Below are 19,028 nucleotides of genomic sequence, written 5' to 3' on the forward strand. Positions count from 1 at the left end.
TAGAAGAAAGAGGCTGGAAAAAGGGTTCCGCCTCTTTTTTACTTTTACAATTACAAGGTACGAAGCGCATCCTCAAGCGCTGTTTTTTGTTGGGTTTGGGCATCAATTTCTTTGATGATACGAGCTGGAACACCTGCTACTACAACGTTTTCTGGAACATCTTGGGTAACAATAGCTCCTGCTGCAACAACTGAACCACTGCCGATTTGGACTCCTTCAATAACCACTGCATTGGCACCGATAAGAACATTGTCTCCGACACGGACTGGTTCAGCACTAGCTGGCTCAATCACACCCGCCAAAACTGCACCTGCACCAACGTGACTGTTTTTCCCAACGATAGCACGGCCACCAAGGATGGCACCCATGTCAATCATGGTTCCTGCACCGATTTCAGCACCGATATTGATAACTGCTCCCATCATGATAACAGCATTGTCACCAATTTCGACCTGGTCACGGATAATAGCACCCGGCTCGATACGAGCGTTGATAGCACGTTTATCTAGCAAAGGAACTGCAGAATTACGAGCATCTTGCTCGACAACATAGTCTTGATTTTCTACTAAACCTTCGAGAAGCGGAGCAACATCCTTCCAGTCTCCGAATAGGACATTTCCTAGTTTGACAACAGAGCTAGGTACAGCAGTTGCGAGTTCTCCTTCAAAGGTTACTTTAACACTGGTTTTCTTTTCAGCATTGGCGATAAATTGGATAATTTCTTGAGCATTCATTTTTGTGGCAGTCATAGGCGCCTCCTGGTTCCTTATAATGATACCTATTCTACCAAAAAAGGCTTCAAATTTGAAGCCTTAAGCACTCGAACAGAACATTTTACCTTTCCTTCGTTTCCTCAATTGATAAGAAAACCATTGGAACGATAATCAAAATCATAGCCAAAGCTAGAAAACCATCCAAAACCATACCTAGAAATAGCACACTTAACAATGCGGAAGATAAAGGTTCACTGGCACTCACAACTGACACAACTAACGGTGAGACGAGTAGCACAGCCTTCATCGAAAGGAAAAAAGCAAAAGCCGTTCCAAACACAGCAATAGTAAAACAAATCAAAAGGCTCGTCACATCAAGTTGGAAGGTAATCTGATGAATAGGATAAAGAAAATTGCTAAAAACACCTGCTAGCAACATCCCCCAACCAACAGTCGGCACAAAACCATAGTCACGTGCAAAACGCTGAGGCAGGATAACGTTGAACATAACCCCTACAGCACTGAGGAGTCCAGTGACCAAAGCTAAGGGAGTCATGGACAACTGGGACAAATCTCCTTTTGTGGCCATCAAAAAAACACCCAACATGGCAATCAAAACATAGAGAATGGCTGTGATAGAAGCCTTCTTTTGATAGACGATACGATTATAAAACAAGATAAAAACTGGACTGATAAATTGCAAAATCGTTGCTGTCGTCGCATTGGAATACTCAACACAGAGATAAAAGAAAAACTGCACAGAAAAAATACCTAGAATAGCATAGGCTAAAAAAGGCAGATAATTTTTCTTGTCCCGCCAGATATCCAATAACTGGGTGCGTAACTGAAAGGCTGATAAAACTAAAACCAAACTCCCTGCCACTAGCAAGCGCATGGAAGTGATCCAGCCAGACGACACCTGATAATGGGCGAAAAAATATTCTCCTAAAATACCACAAATTCCCCAAATCAGACCTGACAACAGTGAATATAGAGTTCCCTTAAAAATCTTCTTTTGATACTTATTCATTCTCCTATTGTAACACGAAATGAAAAAAGAAAAAAGTAGCATGAAAAAATATTATTGAATGAATCATGCTACTTTTTTATTCTATCGATTTGATTGATTTGAGCGAGTTGATGAGCTTGTTCCCGAACTACCACTTGAACTTGGGAGAGTTGGGGTAGGAAGAGTGGGTAAACTTCCTAAAATGCTCTTCCAAGCATTTTGATAATCGGCATCGCTCCCTCCGATGGCAAAGCGGTAAGTGGTTACTGGCGCCCCTTCTTTAGTAGCCCAATAGCTCGTTACTGTAGAACCTGAAACGGTGACTTCTTTGCCATTGATTGTGACCTTGCCAGGTTTCTCTCCTGTCGATTTGAGGACTTGAGACTTGGTCACACTTGAATCCAGATTAAAGCGCTCATTCCCCCATATTCCAGGTTCAGCTTGCTGGATAGCATTAACCAAGTGGGCCATATAGTTGGCATTGCGGTAGTGACCTGCTCCTTTGGCTAGTGGTCGGTTGTCATCGTGTCCTAACCAGCCCCCTAGAGTCAAGCGTGGCGTAGAAAGCATGAGCCACATATTTTCATCTTCATTGGTCGTACCAGTCTTTCCAATCCAGTCAGCACGAGCCAGACTTGGGTTGATAGAGGCCAAATCAGTCTGAAAGCTTGACGTAACTCGAGATGAAATGACATCACGAAGTAGACTTTGCATGATGGTCGCTGTCGCTTTTGAATAAACTTGAACAGGTTGAGTTTTATATTCATAAATCACTTGTCCTGTCGTCGATTCAATCTTGGAAATCATATGTTTCTTATGGTAGACCCCATTATTAGCCAAGGTCTGATACCCATTGGTATGCTGGGCAACTGTAACTTCAATCCCCCCACCCATCGGTAAACTTTCGATACCATATTCTGGGATTTCATAACCCATTTTTTCCATATAACCTTTGACATCTACACCCTTCTCTCGAAGCGTACGATAAGTCCAGTAGGCTGGGATATTCCATGAATAGTTGAGGGCTTCTCCCAGGGGCATCATCCCTGTACCAGGACTATTGACATACATGATGGGATTGCCGTTTGAAAAGTTTGTCGGATAGTTTGATAAGATACTTGCACTTCCCATCAAACCTTGGTCAATCGCAATACCATAGGCCAGTATAGGCTTAGTGGTTGAAGCTGGAGAACGTTTGGTGTCAATAGCGTGATTGTTCTGATTTTCTTGATAATTACGACCACCAACAAAGCCAAGGATAGCTCCCGTTTGGTTGTCCATGAGGACATTCCCCACCTCAGGCTGCCCTGTCGAATCATCTAGCAGATAGCCGTAGGTCGCAACCGCATTTTGCATTGCGGTATGAACGTTTTTATTGATAGTTGTCGTAATCTTATACCCACCATTCTCAATTTCCTTGGTTGCTAGGTCATGATAAGCTTTCTGGATGGACTCATTCTTTAACTCTTGAGCAGAGACATGATCTCTCTCAACTAGATAATCATACATCCGATCTGTACCTTCTGCCAAGGTTGCAAAGTAAAGATAGTCGCGTGAGCTTCCGTTGACACTACCTGATGGTAGAAAATCTTGCTTAAAGTCATAATCTCTGTACTTATCGTACTCTTCCTGACTTAGAGCCCCTGTCCGGTACATGTTGTAGAGGACATCCTTGGCACGCTTAATCCCCAAAGCCATGTCCTCATCACTCTTCATGCTACCATCAGATTCATAAGGAGAATAACTGATTGGACTCTGTGGCAATCCTGCGATAAAGGCAGCTTGAGGGACCGTTAAATCCGAAGCATTGACCCCAAAGATTCCTTCTGCAGCCTGTTGGGCACCTGCAATATTTTGACCTTTATGATTGCGACCAAAAGGAGCTATGTTAAGGTAGGTTGTCAAAATCTCATCCTTACCCATGACCCGTTCTAAAGCTAGAGCATCAATAATCTCTGTAGCCTTACGAGCCAGAGTCGGAGCATCTCCAACCACCTGCTGTTTGATGACCTGTTGTGTCAAAGTTGAGCCACCGCTGGACGACCCTAGACCGACAAAGGTTCCCAAGGTCGCACGAATAACGGCCTTAGGCACAACTCCCTTGTGCTCATTGAAATGCTCGTCCTCTGTCGCAATGATAGCCTTTTTAAGATTATCTGATATAGCATCCGAAGCTACTGAAGTTCGCAACAAATCGCCCTCAATCGAAGCAATGGTACTACCGTCAGAATAAGTGATTTCTGAGATAGAGGCAATATCCTTCACTTGCTTGACCAGTTCTTCTGTTTGAGGAACTTGAGCCTTGTCAAATAGAGCGACGCCATAGCCCATAGCCACTCCAGCGCCAAACATGCCACCGATAAGGCCTAGGATAAAGAGAGTGTTGAAGGTCACTTTAAAAGCACTCAAAATCTTAGCCAAAATAGACCCAACCCTTCTGACTTTGTCAGAAGAAGCCACTTTCTTATTGATCTTTTTACTTGCTTGTTTTTTCTTCCATTTGACAGATAGTTGCTGGAAAAATTGCAGCAACTTTGTTTTTAATTCATTGTTTCTTTTTTTCATGAATGTCCTCACTTTCTCTATTATACCATAAAAGGTAAACTTTCAATAAAATAGCCACTTTCTTCCCTATTCCACTAGGCTATTGCCCAAGTTTGTGATACAATAGGTAGAAACAATATTTTAAAAAGGAGAAAAGACATATGCACATTTTTGATGAGCTAAAAGAGCGTGGTTTGATTTTTCAAACGACTGATGAAGAAGCTTTGCGTAAAGCCCTAGAAGAAGGTCAAGTTTCTTATTATACTGGCTACGACCCAACTGCTGACAGCCTTCACCTCGGCCACCTTGTCGCAATCTTGACCAGTCGTCGTTTGCAATTAGCAGGTCATAAACCCTATGCGCTCGTTGGCGGTGCTACAGGTCTCATCGGAGATCCGTCCTTCAAAGATGCTGAGCGTAGTCTCCAAACAAAAGACACAGTAGATGGCTGGGTCAAGTCTATCCAAGGACAACTTTCTCGTTTTCTTGACTTTGAAAATGGCGAAAATAAGGCTGTCATGGTCAACAACTACGACTGGTTTGGCAGCATCAGCTTCATTGACTTCCTCCGTGACGTCGGAAAATACTTCACTGTCAACTACATGATGAGTAAGGAATCTGTGAAGAAACGGATCGAGACAGGGATTTCTTACACAGAGTTTGCTTACCAAATCATGCAAGGTTACGACTTCTTTGTCCTTAACCAAGACTACAATGTTACTCTGCAAATTGGTGGTTCTGACCAGTGGGGAAATATGACAGCTGGTACCGAATTGCTACGTCGTAAGGCTGACAAGACAGGCCACGTTATCACAGTTCCCCTTATCACAGACGCAACTGGTAAGAAGTTTGGTAAGTCAGAAGGAAACGCAGTCTGGCTCAACCCTGAAAAGACTTCTCCATACGAAATGTACCAATTCTGGATGAACGTCATGGATGCTGACGCTGTTCGCTTCTTAAAAATCTTTACTTTTTTGTCACTCGACGAGATCGAAGACATCCGCAAACAGTTTGAAGCAGCTCCACACGAACGCTTGGCACAAAAAGTCCTTGCTCGTGAAGTCGTGACACTTGTCCACGGAGAAGAAGCTTACAAAGAAGCCCTTAACATCACTGAGCAACTCTTTGCAGGAAACATCAAAAACCTTTCTGTCAAAGAACTCAAACAAGGACTTCGTGGAGTACCAAACTACCAAGTCCAAGCAGACGAAAACCACAATATCGTGGAACTTCTCGTATCATCTGGTGTGGTTAACTCAAAACGCCAAGCCCGTGAAGACGTCCAAAACGGAGCTATCTACGTCAACGGCGACCGCATCCAAGACCTTGACTATGTCTTGAGTGACGCTGACAAGCTCGAAAACGAACTGACTGTTATCCGCCGTGGGAAGAAGAAATATTTTGTATTGACTTACTAAATTGTTCAACATTTACCTATAAACAAAGGAGTTAACCTCGAGAAAGGTAACTCCTTTTTGCTGTGAATAGTCCCCACCTATCCCTTAATAGACAGGCTACGCAGTACAATGCGTAAGGTTGTTAGATTATGTAAGATAGAGAGATTTGAAGGACTGAGCCAGTTAAACAAGCCAAAGCCAATCAAACTACTATTTACGACAACGGTATCTTGAATATTCTTCTTAATGAGTGTTTGCAAAGATGATGATAGCGAATCCAACTCTTGGAAGAAATCCAAACGATTATCTAACAATAAGATATCACTCATCTGCTTAGAAATATCTGCACTCTCATTCATCACCACACCGATATCTGATAGGGTTAGAGCCGCTGAGTCATTCAAGCCATCTCCAACCATCAAAATAGTGTGACCTGCTTTCTGCAGTTCCTCTACTAACTCAAATTTCCCATCAGGTTTCAAGTCTGTATATACCTGATCAAAGGGCAAATCTTTGACTAATTCCTCTGTCCTAACCAAGGTGTCCCCTGTTGCCAGAATCAATTTTTTCCCCTGTGCCTTAAGTTTATCCAAGGCTGTTTTTGCTTCTTTTCTCAAAGGAGTATGAATGCAGAACATTCCAATCAATTCATTCTGATAAGCCAAGAATAAGAGATTGTAGTGACTCTTGTACTCTTCAATTAAAGCATTTTGTTCTGAACTGATATGAATCTGCTCATCCTGCATCAAGACATAATTCCCAATAAGAACTGGTTGGCCATCTATATGAGATTTGATCCCCTTGCTTGCGATATATTGGAGTTTCCCATGCATTTCCTCATGTTCAATCCCCTCTATCTCAGCTTGCTTGACGATGGCATTAGCAATAGGATGATAAATGTGTTCCTCAAGACAGGCACTGATTCTGAGAATATCTTCCTCACTATAGTCCCCAAAAGGTAACACCTTGTCAACTATCGGATAGCTAGTTGTGATTGTTCCCGTCTTATCAAACAAGAAAGTATCAACTTCCAGATATTTCTCCAAAACATCTCCATCCTTAATCACCATTTCACGGTTCAACCCCTCCTTGATAGCTGTCAAATAAGCTACAGGAGTAGAGATTTTCAAAGCGCAGGAGAAATCGACCAATAGGAAAGAAATAGCCTTAGAAAAAGAACCTGTCAATAGGTAAGTCAGCCCAGCCCCCAAGAAATTATATTTGACGACCTTGTCCGCCATTTTGATGAAATAGCGTTGTTTCGTTTTCTTGTTTTCTTCAGATTTCTTCATCAACTCAATCAGTTGTAAAACCCGGCTGTTCATCTGATTATCGGTTACACGAATGCGTAACTCTCCAGTTTCTAATACTGTATTTGCACAAACCAAATCAGACTCTCTTTTTTCAACTGGAAAACTCTCTCCCGTCAAGGAACTTTCGTTGACCATACCTAAACCTGAAACTACTTGTCCATCAAACAGAATTTCATTTCCTTGAGATAAGATCAAAACATCTCCTATTTGAACATCGGAACTCTTGATACTAACAACCGTATCGCCCTGTACTAGGAATACATCGCTCTCTTTTGCAAGAAGACTCTGTTCTAAATCTGTTGCAGTTTTTTTCAAGGACCACTGATCTAAATGATTCCCCAAATCAAGCATAAACATGATGTTGCTAGCAGTCTTGGATTGATTCATGAACAAGGACAATAAAATCGCCGAGCAGTCCAAGACTTCCATCGTTAGTTCCTTACGCGCTAGTGTTTGACAGGCTTCTCTAATATAGCCAAAAGCCTGATAACAAGTCCATATATAGCGAATAGGAGACGGCACAAAACTACGAAAAAGTACACGCTTAACCGCTGCACCTGAAACAATAGAATAAGCACTCTCTTCTCTACGAATGGGAAGAGTCATCAACTCAGAAACTTTCCCTTTATCAATTCTTTTTAAAAAGGCTTCTGCATTATCTAATACAGAAAAGCCTTCTTTTATACGTAGAGTAAAGTGCTGTTGATCCATGTAAAACTGGATAGACTCAATTCCCTTTTCATCTCTCGCCAAGGAACGAAGATAGTCTTGAATATCCAAGGTGAGTGAAAAAGAAGATGATAGTCGGATATGTTGGTATCCTCTATGTAGCACTTTAAAAGACATATTATTCCCCTATCAGGCTATCTAATTGCTCTTCTTTTTTCTCTTGCTCGTACAAATATTTGGCATCTTGCAAGACATCGTCTCCATGTTGCTTCACAACAGAAACAGACGCATCTAGCTCGTCCTTCAATTTGTAAGCCTTAGCCAAGGCTTTAGAATAACCTTTTTTAGCTTCCTTACTTGCTAAGATTTTCAAACCAAGGGTACCAAATGCGACACCACCCAAAAAGAGTGATGATTTTTTCGCAACTTTTGCGACGCTTAATACTTCTTTTAACATAGTCGTTTCCTCCTTATCATTATTATATAGCAATTTAGATATAAAAGCAATTCCATTCTATGGATTAAAGAATTGGATTTATTTCTATTGAATCTCATATCTACATACTCCTATACTTGCTTTCGCTTGCCTCTTTTGCTAGACTTAAACTATGAATATAAACCTCAAACCCAAACTCCAGCGTTTCGCTACTGCTAGCGCCTTTTCCTGCCCTATCTGTCAAAAAAATCTGACCTTGATCGAAACTAGCCTCAAGTGTAGCAACCGTCATTCTTTTGACTTAGCAAAATTCGGCTATGTCAATCTGGCACCGCAAATCAAGCAATCCACCAACTACGACAAAGAAAACTTTCAAAATCGCCAGCAAATCCTAGAAGCTGGGTTTTATCAGAATATCTTAAAAGGCATCTCGGACATACTAGCGACTAAACCATCCGCAAAAACAGTCTTGGATATCGGTTGTGGCGAAGGCTTCTACTCTCGTAAACTCCAAGAAAGTCACTCTGATAAAACCTTTTACGCCTTTGATATTTCCAAAGATTCCGTTCAAATCGCTGCCAAAAGCGAAGCCAACTGGGCAGTCAATTGGTTTGTGGGCGACTTGGCTCGTCTTCCTATAAAAGATACCAGCATGGATATTCTACTTGATATCTTTTCGCCTGCAAATTATGGAGAATTTCGACGCGTTTTATCCCAAAACGGTATCTTGATAAAGGTCATTCCAACCGAAAATCACCTCAAAGAAATCCGCCAAATGGTGCGAGAGCAGCTGACAAAGAAGGACTATTCCAACCAAGATATCAAGGAACATTTCCAGGAACACTTCAGTATCCAATCTCGCCAAACAGCCTCCCTGACCAAGTCCATCACCGCTGAGCAACGCCAAGCTTTACTTAGCATGACCCCCCTTCTCTTTCACGTTGACCAGACCAAGATTGACTGGACTCAGTTGACAGAGATTACCATCGAAGCAGAGATTCTTGTGGGGAAAGTATTGTAAATTAGTTTAAATATGAAAAAACGCATCTTAAAAGATGCGTTTTTTATTTAATCTTAGTTCAAGTGCCAGATATCTTCGTTGTACTGAGCGATTGTACGGTCAGATGAGAAGAATCCCGCTTTAGAAATGTTAACGATGACTTTATCCAACCATGCGTCACGGTTTTCGTAGTCAGCAAGCATTTGCTCTTTCACCTTGATATAGTCTTCCAAGTCAAGGAGAGTCATGAACCAGTCTTTGTTGATCAATTCGTTGTAAAGACGTTCCAAGCGTTCTTTCTTACCTACTGCAAGAACAGCATCGCTCACGATGAAGTCAACCAATGGTTTGATAGCTTCACGAGCATAGAATTCGCTTGATTTGTAAGCTGCTTTCGCGTAAAGGTCGATAACAGTTTCTGAATCTTCACCAAAGATGTAGATGTTTTCGTCGCCAACCAACTCAGCGATTTCCACGTTAGCACCGTCCATAGTACCAAGAGTCAAAGCTCCGTTCAACATGAATTTCATGTTACCAGTACCTGAAGCTTCTTTAGAAGCAAGTGAGATTTGTTCTGAGATGTCACATGCTGGGATAAGGAAGCTTGCTGCAGTAACGTTGTAGTTTTCAACCATTACGACTTGCAAGTGTGGAGCTACTGCTGGGTCATTTGCAATCACTTCTGACAAGCAAAGGATCAAGTGGATGATGTCTTGTGCGATTGTGTAGGCAGGAGCTGCTTTACCACCAAAGAATACTGTGATTGGACGAGCAGGAATGTTACCAGCCTTAATGTCAAGGTATTTGTGAATCACATACAAAGCATTCATTTGTTGGCGTTTGTACTCGTGAAGACGTTTGATTTGGATATCAAAGATAGAGTTTGTATTGATTTCCACACCTTGGTGTTCTTTCAAGTGACGAGCCAATTTGCGCTTGTTGTGAGCTTTGATGCTTTCCAATTTTTCTTTGACAGCAGCCTTGTCTTCGTATGACAAGAGTTTTTCAAGCTCATCCGCTTCATGGTGCCAACCCTCTCCAATAATCTCATCCAAGTAGTGAGACAGTCTTGGGTTGGCATGCATGAGCCAACGACGGAATGTGATACCGTTTGTTTTGTTGTTGAATTTTTCTGGGTAGATGTCGTAGAAAGCTTTCAACTCTGAGTTCTTCAAGATTTCAGTGTGGAGTGCTGCTACCCCGTTAACACTGTATCCGTAGTGGATATCCATGTGAGCCATGTGTACACGGTCGTTTTCATCAATGATTTGAACAGCTGGGTCTTTGTATTCTGCTTTCACACGACGGTCCAATTCTTTGATGATTGGTACCAAGTGAGGAACCACTTCTTCCAAGAATTCAAGAGGCCATTTTTCAAGGGCTTCAGCAAGGATGGTGTGGTTAGTGTAGGCAGTCATGCTACGAACGATAGAGATTGCTTCGTCAAGCTCGATACCACGCGCAGTCAAAAGACGGATCAATTCAGGGATCACCATTGATGGGTGAGTATCGTTGATTTGTACAACTGCGTAGTCCGCAAGGTCATGCAAGTTGCTTCCTTTTTCGATTGCTTCGTCGATGATCAATTGCGCACCGTTTGAAACCATGAAGTATTGTTGGAAGATACGGAGCAATTCACCTTGTTTGTCGCTGTCGTCTGGGTAAAGGAAGAGAGTCAAGTTGCGAGCGATATCTGTTTTGTCAAAGTTGATACCATCTTCGATGATAGAAGAATCAACTGAGTCCAAGTCAAACAAACGCAAGCGGTTTTTAGTAGCTGTCTTGTAACCAGGTACATCGATATCGTAAAGGGTAGATGTCAATGTGAAGTGTGCAAATGGCACTTGGTAGCTACGGCTTGAGCGAACCAACCAGTTTTGCTCAGTCAACCAAGCGTTAGGAATCGTTTCTTGTTGGTTGTTTTTAAGAACTTGTTGGAAAAGACCGAAGTGGTAGTTCAATCCAACACCATCACCATTCAAACCAAGTGTAGCGATTGAGTCGATAAAGCAGGCTGCCAAACGTCCCAAACCACCGTTACCAAGTGATGGTTCCAATTCTACTTCTTCGATTTCAATCAACTCTTTACCTGCAGCTGCGAGTTCTTTTTTCACATCGTCGTAAAGACCAAGGTTAATCAAGTTGTTTGACAAGAGTTTACCGATCAAGAACTCAGCTGAGATATAGTAAACTTTTTTCTTACCAGTGTTAACTGGCTTTTGGCTGCTAGCAAGCTTGCTGTAGTTGAGAAGTGCAAGGTAAAGCTCTTCGTTACTACATTCCGCAATAGTTTTATTGTAACGTTTTTGTACAAATTCTTTTAATGGTAACATTTTTGTGTCTCCTGATATTGTCTTATTTCTTTAATTCTACCAAATTTTCATTGATTCGGCGATAAATTGTAGTCAAGTCAAGCAAATTTTCTTCAACAGCTGGTGTGAGTTGGTCTGCTGTCATACGCCAAGACCAGTTTCCGCCAAGAGTAGATGGGAAGTTCATACGAGCTGACTCATCTAGCTCTAGCAAATCTTGCATGGTTGCAATAGCCATGAAGCTCACTGATGAAAAGACTGTACGAAGCATCGCGTGTGGCACTGTTTCGTATTCTTTACGGTTAGTATAGCGAGCCATGTACTCACGAGTTGGATCATCAATCTCATTACGGTACCAACCAAGGACCGTATTGTTATCATGTGTTCCTGTGTACATAACAGAGTTAGCCGGCGCCAAGTGTGGGCTATCGATGCTTTCGTCTTCTGGATTGAAGGCAAATTGAAGAATCTTCATCCCTGGGAAACCAGTACGTTCGCGCAACTCGATAACCTCATCTGTCATGAAACCAAGGTCTTCCGCGATGATGTTCAGCTCACCGAGTTCTTCCTTAACGGCTGCAAAAAGTTTGTAGCCTGGACCTTTCACCCATTTACCAGGGGCAGCTGTATCGGAACCAGCAGGGATTTCCCAGTAAGATTCAAAGCCACGGAAGTGGTCGATACGAACAATGTCGTAGATTTTGAAGCTTTCACGCAAGCGTTCAACCCACCATTTATAACCGTCTTTGTCCATTGCTTCCCAGTCATAGATTGGGTTACCCCAAAGTTGACCAGTGGCAGAAAACTCATCTGGTGGACATCCAGCGATGCAAGTCGCCTTGCCGCTAGCATCTGTCTTGAAGAGGTGTGGATTTGCCCACATGTCACTTGAATCTTCTGCGACGTAAATCGGCATGTCACCAACGATTTCGATGTGGTTATCGTTAGCGTAGGCTTTCAATTTCAACCATTGTTGGAAGAAGAAATATTGAGTCACACGGTGGTAAACCAACTTGTCTGCCAATTTCTCACGGTAGCTTTCAAGCGCAGAAGCTTTACGAGCACGAGCATCTGCATCTGGCCATTCTGTCCAAGCAAGATTGTCAAAATGCTCTTTAATCGCCATATACTCTGCAAAGAGTTCAAGCCATGATTGGTTGTCTTGAGCAAATTTCTCAAAATCTTTGACATCACCCACTTCCAAGAAGCGTTTAACTGCTTTTTCTAAAAGCGGACGACGTGCGTAATAAATCTTCGCATAATCAACTTCAGATGCATCGCTACCAAAGTCAACACCTTCAAGGTCACTAGCTTCGAGCAAGCCTTGTTCTACCAAGATATCAAGGTCGATAAAATGCGTATTTCCAGCAAAGGCTGAGAATGATTGGTATGGAGAATCTCCATAGCTTGTTGTCCCAAGAGGGAGGATTTGCCAGTAACGTTGCTTGGTACGAACCAAGAAGTCAACGAAATCATAGGCAGTCTGACCAAATGATCCAATTCCGTATTCTCCTGGTAGAGAAGAGATGTGCATCAACACACCACTTTGACGTTTTTTCATAATAGCACCTCATGTGTTTGTTATAAAACGTTGCGCAATCAAGACGCAAACGTTTGCGTTAAGTTAAGTATAGCGCATTTTAAACACAAATGCAAGCGTTTTTAAAAAATTTTTTTGAATTATTTTAATCAACCAAAACTTGTTCCCATTGATATTTTATGAAATGAGCGAAAAATTTTTTAAAATTTTTTTGATTTAAGATAATTCATTCCAAACTTATGCTCTATTTTCTGAAAAATCGAGCCAAATTTACGCAATCGTTTCCCTAATATATTTTCAATTCAAGAAAAACAAATATTTTAAGTTCTTTCTTATATAAAGGCTTTAACAAATATTTGAAACCTTAAAATTTTTTTAAAATTTTTTCTAAAAATACTTGCAACCGTTTTCTGTTTGTGCTATACTAGGCACATAAAAGAAAACGTTTGCGTTTTCTCATTAAATTATTTTTGTTATTCTTTAGGAGGAATACACTATGTCATCTAAATTCATGAAGAGCGCTGCTGTGCTCGGAACTGCTACTCTTGCTAGCTTGCTCTTGGTAGCTTGCGGAAGTAAATCTTCTGATAAAGCGGCTGATACTAACTCTTCAGAGGCAAAAGAACTCACTTTCTACGTTGAAGATCAATATAAAGCCTTTGCTGAATCAGCTGCAAAAGCTTACGAAAAAGAATCTGGCGTAAAAGTTACCATCAAAACAGGAGACCAAATGGGTGGTCTTGACAACCTTTCACTTGACAACCAATCTGGTAAAGCTGCTGACGTTATGATGGCTCCATACGACCGTGTAGGTAGCCTTGGTACTGACGGACAACTTTCAGAAGTTACTCTTAGCGACGGTGCAAAGACAGACGATAAAACAAAATCACTCGTAACTGTCGGTGGTAAAGTCTATGGTGCTCCAGCTGTTATCGAGTCACTCGTTTTGTACTATAACAAAGATTTGCTTAAAGAAGCTCCTAAAACATTTGCTGATTTGGAAAACCTTGCTAAAGACAGCAAATACGCTTTCGCTGGTGAAGATGGCAAAACTACTGCCTTCCTAGCTGACTGGACAAACTTCTACTACGCATACGGACTCCTTGCTGGTAATGGTGGTTATGTATTTGGTCAAAACGGTAAAGATCCTAAAGATATCGGACTTGCAAACGAAGGTTCAATTACAGCTATCAACTACGCTAAGACTTGGTACGATAAATGGCCTAAAGGTATGCAAGATACTGAAGGAGCTCCAAACTTAATCCAAACTCAATTCCAAGAAGGTAAAACTGCTGCTATCATCGATGGTCCTTGGAAAGCTCAAGCATTCAAAGATGCTAAAGTAAACTACGGTGTTACGACTATCCCAACTCTTCCAAACGGTAAAAACTATGAAACATTTGGTGGTGGTAAGGCTTGGGTTATCCCAGCAAGCACTAAGAACCTTGAAGGAGCTCAAAAATTTGTAGACTTCCTTGTATCAACTGAACAACAAAAAGCCTTCTACGATACTACTAACGAAATCCCAGCTAATACTGAAGCTCGTACTTATGCTGAAGGCAAAAAAGATGAATTGACAACAGCCGTGATTGAACAGTTCAAGAACGCTCAACCAATGCCAAACATCTCACAAATGTCAGCTGTTTGGGATCCGGCTAAAACAATGCTCTTTGAAGCTGTAAGTGGTAAGAAAGATGCGAAAACAGCTGCTAACGATGCTGTAACATTGATCAAAGAAACAATCAAACAAAAATTTGGTGAATAATTGATTTGTTCAAGGGGGGTGGAAGTGAAATCCCCCTTTGAATGTATAGATGCGTTTCTTATTAAATATGCGTATCTTGCGATTGAACCCGAGTTTTATCTCGCATCCTATGAAAGGAGTAATCATGGAAAAACAACAGCCTCGCAAAGCAGCCTTGCTGTCAATCATTCCTGGTTTAGGACAAATCTATAACAAACAAAAAGCTAAAGGATTTATTTTTCTTGGTGTTACTGTTCTATTTGTTCTGTATTTTCTAACACTTGCAAGCCCTGAATTGAGCAATTTGATCACACTTGGTGACAAACCTGGTCGTGACAATTCACTTTTCATGCTGATTCGTGGTGCCTTCCACTCTATCTTTGTTGTCGTCTACCTGCTCTTTTATATCTTTAATATCAAGGACGCACATACGACTGCTAAACGTATCAACAACGGTATTCCTGTAGCTCATACCTTCAAGGATATGATTAAAGGTATTTATGAGAATGGATTCCCATACCTTTTGATTATCCCATCGTATGTAGCGATGACATTTGCGATTATCTTCCCAGTTATCGTAACCTTGATGATCGCCTTTACCAACTATGACTTCCAACACTTGCCACCAAATAAATTGTTGGACTGGGTTGGTTTAACGAACTTCACAAATATCTGGAGCTTGAGTACCTTCCGTTCAGCCTTTGGTTCGGTTCTTTCTTGGACCATTATCTGGGCCTTGTCTGCTTCTACTTTGCAGATTGTCATTGGTATCTTCACCGCTATCATTGCTAACCAACCATTTATCAAAGGAAAACGTATCTTTGGTGTTATTTTCCTTCTTCCTTGGGCAGTTCCAGCCTTCATCACTATCTTGACATTTTCAAACATGTTTAATGATAGTGTTGGTGCCATCAACACCCAAGTCTTGCCTCTTTTGTCTAAGGTCCTTCCCTTCCTAGATGGAGCTCTTATCCCTTGGAAAACAAATCCAACTTGGACTAAGGTTGCCTTGATTATGATGCAAGGTTGGCTTGGATTCCCATACATCTACGTTTTGACCTTGGGTATCTTGCAGTCTATTCCTAACGACCTCTACGAAGCGGCTTACATCGATGGTGCTAATGCTTGGCAAAAATTCCGCAACATCACTTTCCCAATGATCTTGGCTGTTGCAGCACCAACATTGATCAGCCAATACACCTTCAACTTTAACAACTTCTCTATCATGTATCTCTTTAATGGTGGAGGTCCTGGTACTGTCGGAGGCGGAGCCGGTTCAACTGATATCTTGATTTCATGGATTTACCGTTTGACAACAGGTACATCTCCTCAATACTCTATGGCGGCAGCTGTTACCTTGATTATCTCAATCATTGTCATCTCTATCTCTATGATCGCATTCAAGAAACTACACGCATTTGATATGGAGGACGTCTAAGATGAATAACTCAATCAAACTCAAACGTAGACTGACTCAAACCCTCACTTACCTCTACTTGATTGGCCTATCAATCGTGATCATCTACCCACTCTTGATCACCATCATGTCCGCCTTCAAAGCAGGTAACGTCGCAGCCTTTAAACTAGATACTAACATCGACTTCAATTTTGATAACTTTAAAGGGCTCTTCACCGAAACCTTGTATGGCACTTGGTACCTTAATACTTTGATTATTGCCTTTATCACAATGGCTGTTCAAACAAGTATCATCGTACTTGCAGGTTACGCCTACAGTCGTTACAACTTCTTGGCTCGTAAACAAAGTTTGGTCTTCTTCTTGATCATCCAAATGGTGCCAACTATGGCCGCTTTGACAGCCTTCTTCGTTATGGCACTTATGTTGAACGCCCTTAACCATAGCTGGTTCCTCATCTTCCTCTATGTCGGTGGAGGTATCCCGATGAATGCTTGGCTCATGAAAGGCTACTTCGATACCGTGCCAATGTCTCTAGACGAATCTGCAAAACTAGATGGTGCTGGACACTTCCGCCGCTTCTGGCAAATTGTTCTCCCACTCGTTCGCCCAATGGTGGCTGTACAAGCTCTATGGGCCTTCATGGGACCTTTCGGAGACTACATTCTCTCTAGTTTCTTGCTTCGTGAGAAAGAATACTTTACTGTTGCCGTCGGTCTCCAAACCTTCGTTAACAACGTGAAAAACATGAAGATTGCCTACTTCTCAGCAGGTGCTATCCTCATCGCCCTTCCAATCTGTATTCTCTTCTTCTTCCTACAAAAGAACTTTGTTTCAGGACTTACAAGTGGTGGCGACAAGGGATAATTTATCCCCGCCACCCTTTTTCATTTTATACTCTTCGAAAATCTCTTCAAACCACGTCAGCTTTATCTCCAACCTCAAAGCTGTGCTTTGAGCAACCTGCGGCTAGCTTCCTAGTTTGCTCTTTGATTTTCATTGAGTATTAGCGATTGTTACTGTAAATAATATTCTTGCAACAAGCAATTTATCTCCTAGACTTGAAATAAAGTACATTTCTCTATATAATATTACTCATATAGAAAACACTTATAGAAAGATGCCTATGCTTCCATATCCATTCTCGTATTTTACTAGTATTTGGGGATTTCGTAAGCCCCTATCAAAACGTTTCGGCCTCAACTGGTTTCAGCTTCTCTTTACAAGCATTTTCCTCATCAGTTTGTCTATGGTCCCGATTGCCATTCAAAACAGCTCGCAGGAAACCTATCCACTGGATACTTTTATCGATAATGTCTACACTCCACTGACAGATGAAGCCATCATGGACTTGTCAGAGAATGCACAAATCGTAGATGGAAAGCTGAACTACTCAGGTACTAAAAATCAGCAGCCTTCTCTTTTGATTGGTCCAAGCCAAAGCAAGGAATTGCCAAAGGATCTGCAACTTCATTTTGATACGGAAGAACTCATCATCAGCAAGGAAAGTAAAGAGCTGACTCGTATTCACTACCACGCGATTCAAACAGAGAGTTTCCAGAGTAAGGAAGCTTTGACCCAGGCTATTTCTAAAGACTGGTACCAACAAAATCGGGTCTATATCAGTCTCTTCCTAGTTCTCGGTGCTAGCTTCCTCTTTGGATTGAATTTCTTCATTGTCTCTCTTGGAGCTAGTCTTCTCCTTTATATCACCAAAAAATCACGCCTCTTTTCATTTAGGACCTTTAAAGAGTGCTACCATTTTATCTTGAACTGTTTAGGATTACCAACTCTGATTACGCTTATTTTGGGACTTTTTGGCCAAAATATGACAACCCTGATCACTGTACAAAACATTCTTTTTGTTCTTTATCTGGTCACCATTTTTTACAAAACACATTTCCGTGATCCAGATTATCATAAATAGGAGATTTTTATGCCCGTTACGATTAAAGATGTGGCCAAGGCTGCAGGTGTCTCACCTTCAACCGTAACCCGCGTTATTCAAAACAAATCAACGATTAGCGATGAAACCAAAAAACGAGTTCGCAAGGCTATGAAGGAACTCAACTACCATCCCAATCTCAATGCTCGTAGTCTAGTTAGCAGCTATACTCAAGTTATCGGTTTGGTATTGCCTGACGACTCGGATGCCTTCTACCAAAATCCTTTCTTCCCATCTGTCCTACGAGGGATCGCCCAAGTCGCATCTGAGAACCACTATGCTATTCAGATTGCAACAGGGAAAGATGAGAAAGAACGTCTCAATGCGATTTCTCAGATGGTTTATGGCAAACGTGTTGACGGTTTGATTTTCCTCTACGCTGAAGAAGAAGACCCTCTGGTCAAACTAGTAGCCGATGAGCAGTTCCCTTTCCTCATTCTCGGAAAATCCACTTCACCCTTTATCCCTCTTGTTGATAATGACAATGTACAAGCGGGCTTTGATGCGACCGAGTATTTCATCAAAAAAGGATGCAAACGAATTGCCTTTATCGGGGGTACAAAGCGACTCTTCGTAACACAAGATCGTCTAACTGGCTATGAGTCTGCACTCAAACAATACCAACTTCCGATTGATACCAACTTAACCTACTTTGCGACCGAATTTCTGGAAGAAAAAGGTTATCAATTCAGTGAACTCCTGTTCAATCACGATCCGCAGATTGACGCTATCATCACAACCGATAGTCTCCTAGCAGAAGGAGTTTGTGACTACATCAGTAAGCATCAGTTAACTGTTCCTGTCTTGAGTTTCGACTCTGTCAACCCTCGACTTGACCTCGTAGCTTATGTCGATATCAATAGTCTGGAACTTGGGCGCGTTTCCTTTGAAACGATTTTACAGATCATTAATGACGCAAAAAACAACAGACAAATCTGTTACCGCCAATTGATTGCCCACAAAATTATCGAAAAATAAAAACCAGCTCCAG

At 41.6% G+C, this 19,028-nt stretch carries 14 protein-coding genes; 7 read left to right on the top strand and 7 right to left on the bottom strand.

The features are described 5' to 3' along the window. Positions 1-50: 50 nt before the first annotated feature. The 3 genes from dapD to pbp1b form a co-directional block, all read right to left on the bottom strand. Positions 51-749, bottom strand: a complete 699-nt coding sequence (gene dapD, locus SORDD05_RS08170; RefSeq protein ID WP_000127447.1) for a 2,3,4,5-tetrahydropyridine-2,6-dicarboxylate N-acetyltransferase — start codon at positions 747-749, stop codon at positions 51-53. Between the two features lie 85 nt (positions 750-834). Next, positions 835-1,743 (bottom strand): DMT family transporter, encoded by a 909-nt coding sequence (locus SORDD05_RS08175; protein WP_061418879.1) that lies wholly within the window; start codon positions 1,741-1,743, stop codon positions 835-837. Positions 1,744-1,824: 81 nt separating this feature from the next. Continuing rightward, positions 1,825-4,287, bottom strand: coding sequence for a penicillin-binding protein PBP1B (pbp1b, locus tag SORDD05_RS08180; protein WP_061418883.1), 2,463 nt, complete (start codon positions 4,285-4,287; stop codon positions 1,825-1,827). Between the two features lie 140 nt (positions 4,288-4,427). Between pbp1b and tyrS the strand changes: the two genes are divergently transcribed. Further along, on the top strand, positions 4,428-5,684 hold the full coding sequence (tyrS, locus tag SORDD05_RS08185; protein WP_061418889.1) for a tyrosine--tRNA ligase: 1,257 nt from the start codon (positions 4,428-4,430) through the stop codon (positions 5,682-5,684). 77 nt (positions 5,685-5,761) lie between these two features. Here tyrS and SORDD05_RS08190 read toward each other — a convergent pair whose 3' ends face one another. Continuing rightward, the gene (locus tag SORDD05_RS08190; protein ID WP_061418891.1) at positions 5,762-7,822 is read right to left on the bottom strand and encodes a heavy metal translocating P-type ATPase; all 2,061 of its coding nucleotides are present in this window, start codon (positions 7,820-7,822) and stop codon (positions 5,762-5,764) included. A 1-nt stretch (position 7,823) separates the two neighbouring features. Next, positions 7,824-8,102, bottom strand: a complete 279-nt coding sequence (locus tag SORDD05_RS08195) for a DUF6110 family protein (protein ID WP_000910903.1) — start codon at positions 8,100-8,102, stop codon at positions 7,824-7,826. Positions 8,103-8,253: 151 nt separating this feature from the next. Here SORDD05_RS08195 and SORDD05_RS08200 point away from each other — a divergent pair, with 151 nt between their 5' ends. Next, positions 8,254-9,102: a putative RNA methyltransferase gene (locus SORDD05_RS08200; protein WP_061418894.1), complete on the top strand. Its 849-nt coding sequence runs from the start codon at positions 8,254-8,256 to the stop codon at positions 9,100-9,102. A gap of 53 nt (positions 9,103-9,155) precedes the next feature. On the opposite strand, the gene glgP is transcribed toward SORDD05_RS08200, so the two are convergent. Continuing rightward, positions 9,156-11,414, bottom strand: coding sequence for a glycogen/starch/alpha-glucan family phosphorylase (gene glgP / locus SORDD05_RS08205; RefSeq protein WP_061418897.1), 2,259 nt, complete (start codon positions 11,412-11,414; stop codon positions 9,156-9,158). A 22-nt stretch (positions 11,415-11,436) separates the two neighbouring features. After that, positions 11,437-12,954, bottom strand: coding sequence for a 4-alpha-glucanotransferase (gene malQ / locus SORDD05_RS08210; protein WP_061418901.1), 1,518 nt, complete (start codon positions 12,952-12,954; stop codon positions 11,437-11,439). Positions 12,955-13,429: 475 nt separating this feature from the next. Between malQ and SORDD05_RS08215 the strand changes: the two genes are divergently transcribed. The 5 genes from SORDD05_RS08215 (at position 13,430) to SORDD05_RS08235 (ending at position 19,015) form a co-directional block, all read left to right on the top strand. Then, positions 13,430-14,698 (top strand): extracellular solute-binding protein, encoded by a 1,269-nt coding sequence (locus SORDD05_RS08215; RefSeq protein WP_061418904.1) that lies wholly within the window; start codon positions 13,430-13,432, stop codon positions 14,696-14,698. Between the two features lie 124 nt (positions 14,699-14,822). Further along, on the top strand, positions 14,823-16,115 hold the full coding sequence (locus SORDD05_RS08220) for a sugar ABC transporter permease (protein WP_061418907.1): 1,293 nt from the start codon (positions 14,823-14,825) through the stop codon (positions 16,113-16,115). A gap of 1 nt (position 16,116) precedes the next feature. Next, positions 16,117-16,959 carry a sugar ABC transporter permease gene (locus SORDD05_RS08225; protein WP_061418910.1) on the top strand — a complete coding sequence of 281 codons (843 nt, stop codon included), beginning with the start codon at positions 16,117-16,119 and terminating at the stop codon, positions 16,957-16,959. Between the two features lie 259 nt (positions 16,960-17,218). Continuing rightward, positions 17,219-18,019: a DUF1189 domain-containing protein gene (locus SORDD05_RS08230; protein WP_061418913.1), complete on the top strand. Its 801-nt coding sequence runs from the start codon at positions 17,219-17,221 to the stop codon at positions 18,017-18,019. 9 nt (positions 18,020-18,028) lie between these two features. Continuing rightward, entirely contained in the window at positions 18,029-19,015 is a 987-nt protein-coding gene (locus SORDD05_RS08235; protein ID WP_061418917.1) for a LacI family DNA-binding transcriptional regulator, read from the top strand. Positions 19,016-19,028: the final 13 nt, after the last annotated feature.

Origin of the sequence: Streptococcus oralis (assembly GCF_001578705.1) — a bacterium.
GTDB classification, from domain to species: Bacteria; Bacillota; Bacilli; order Lactobacillales; family Streptococcaceae; genus Streptococcus; species Streptococcus oralis_J.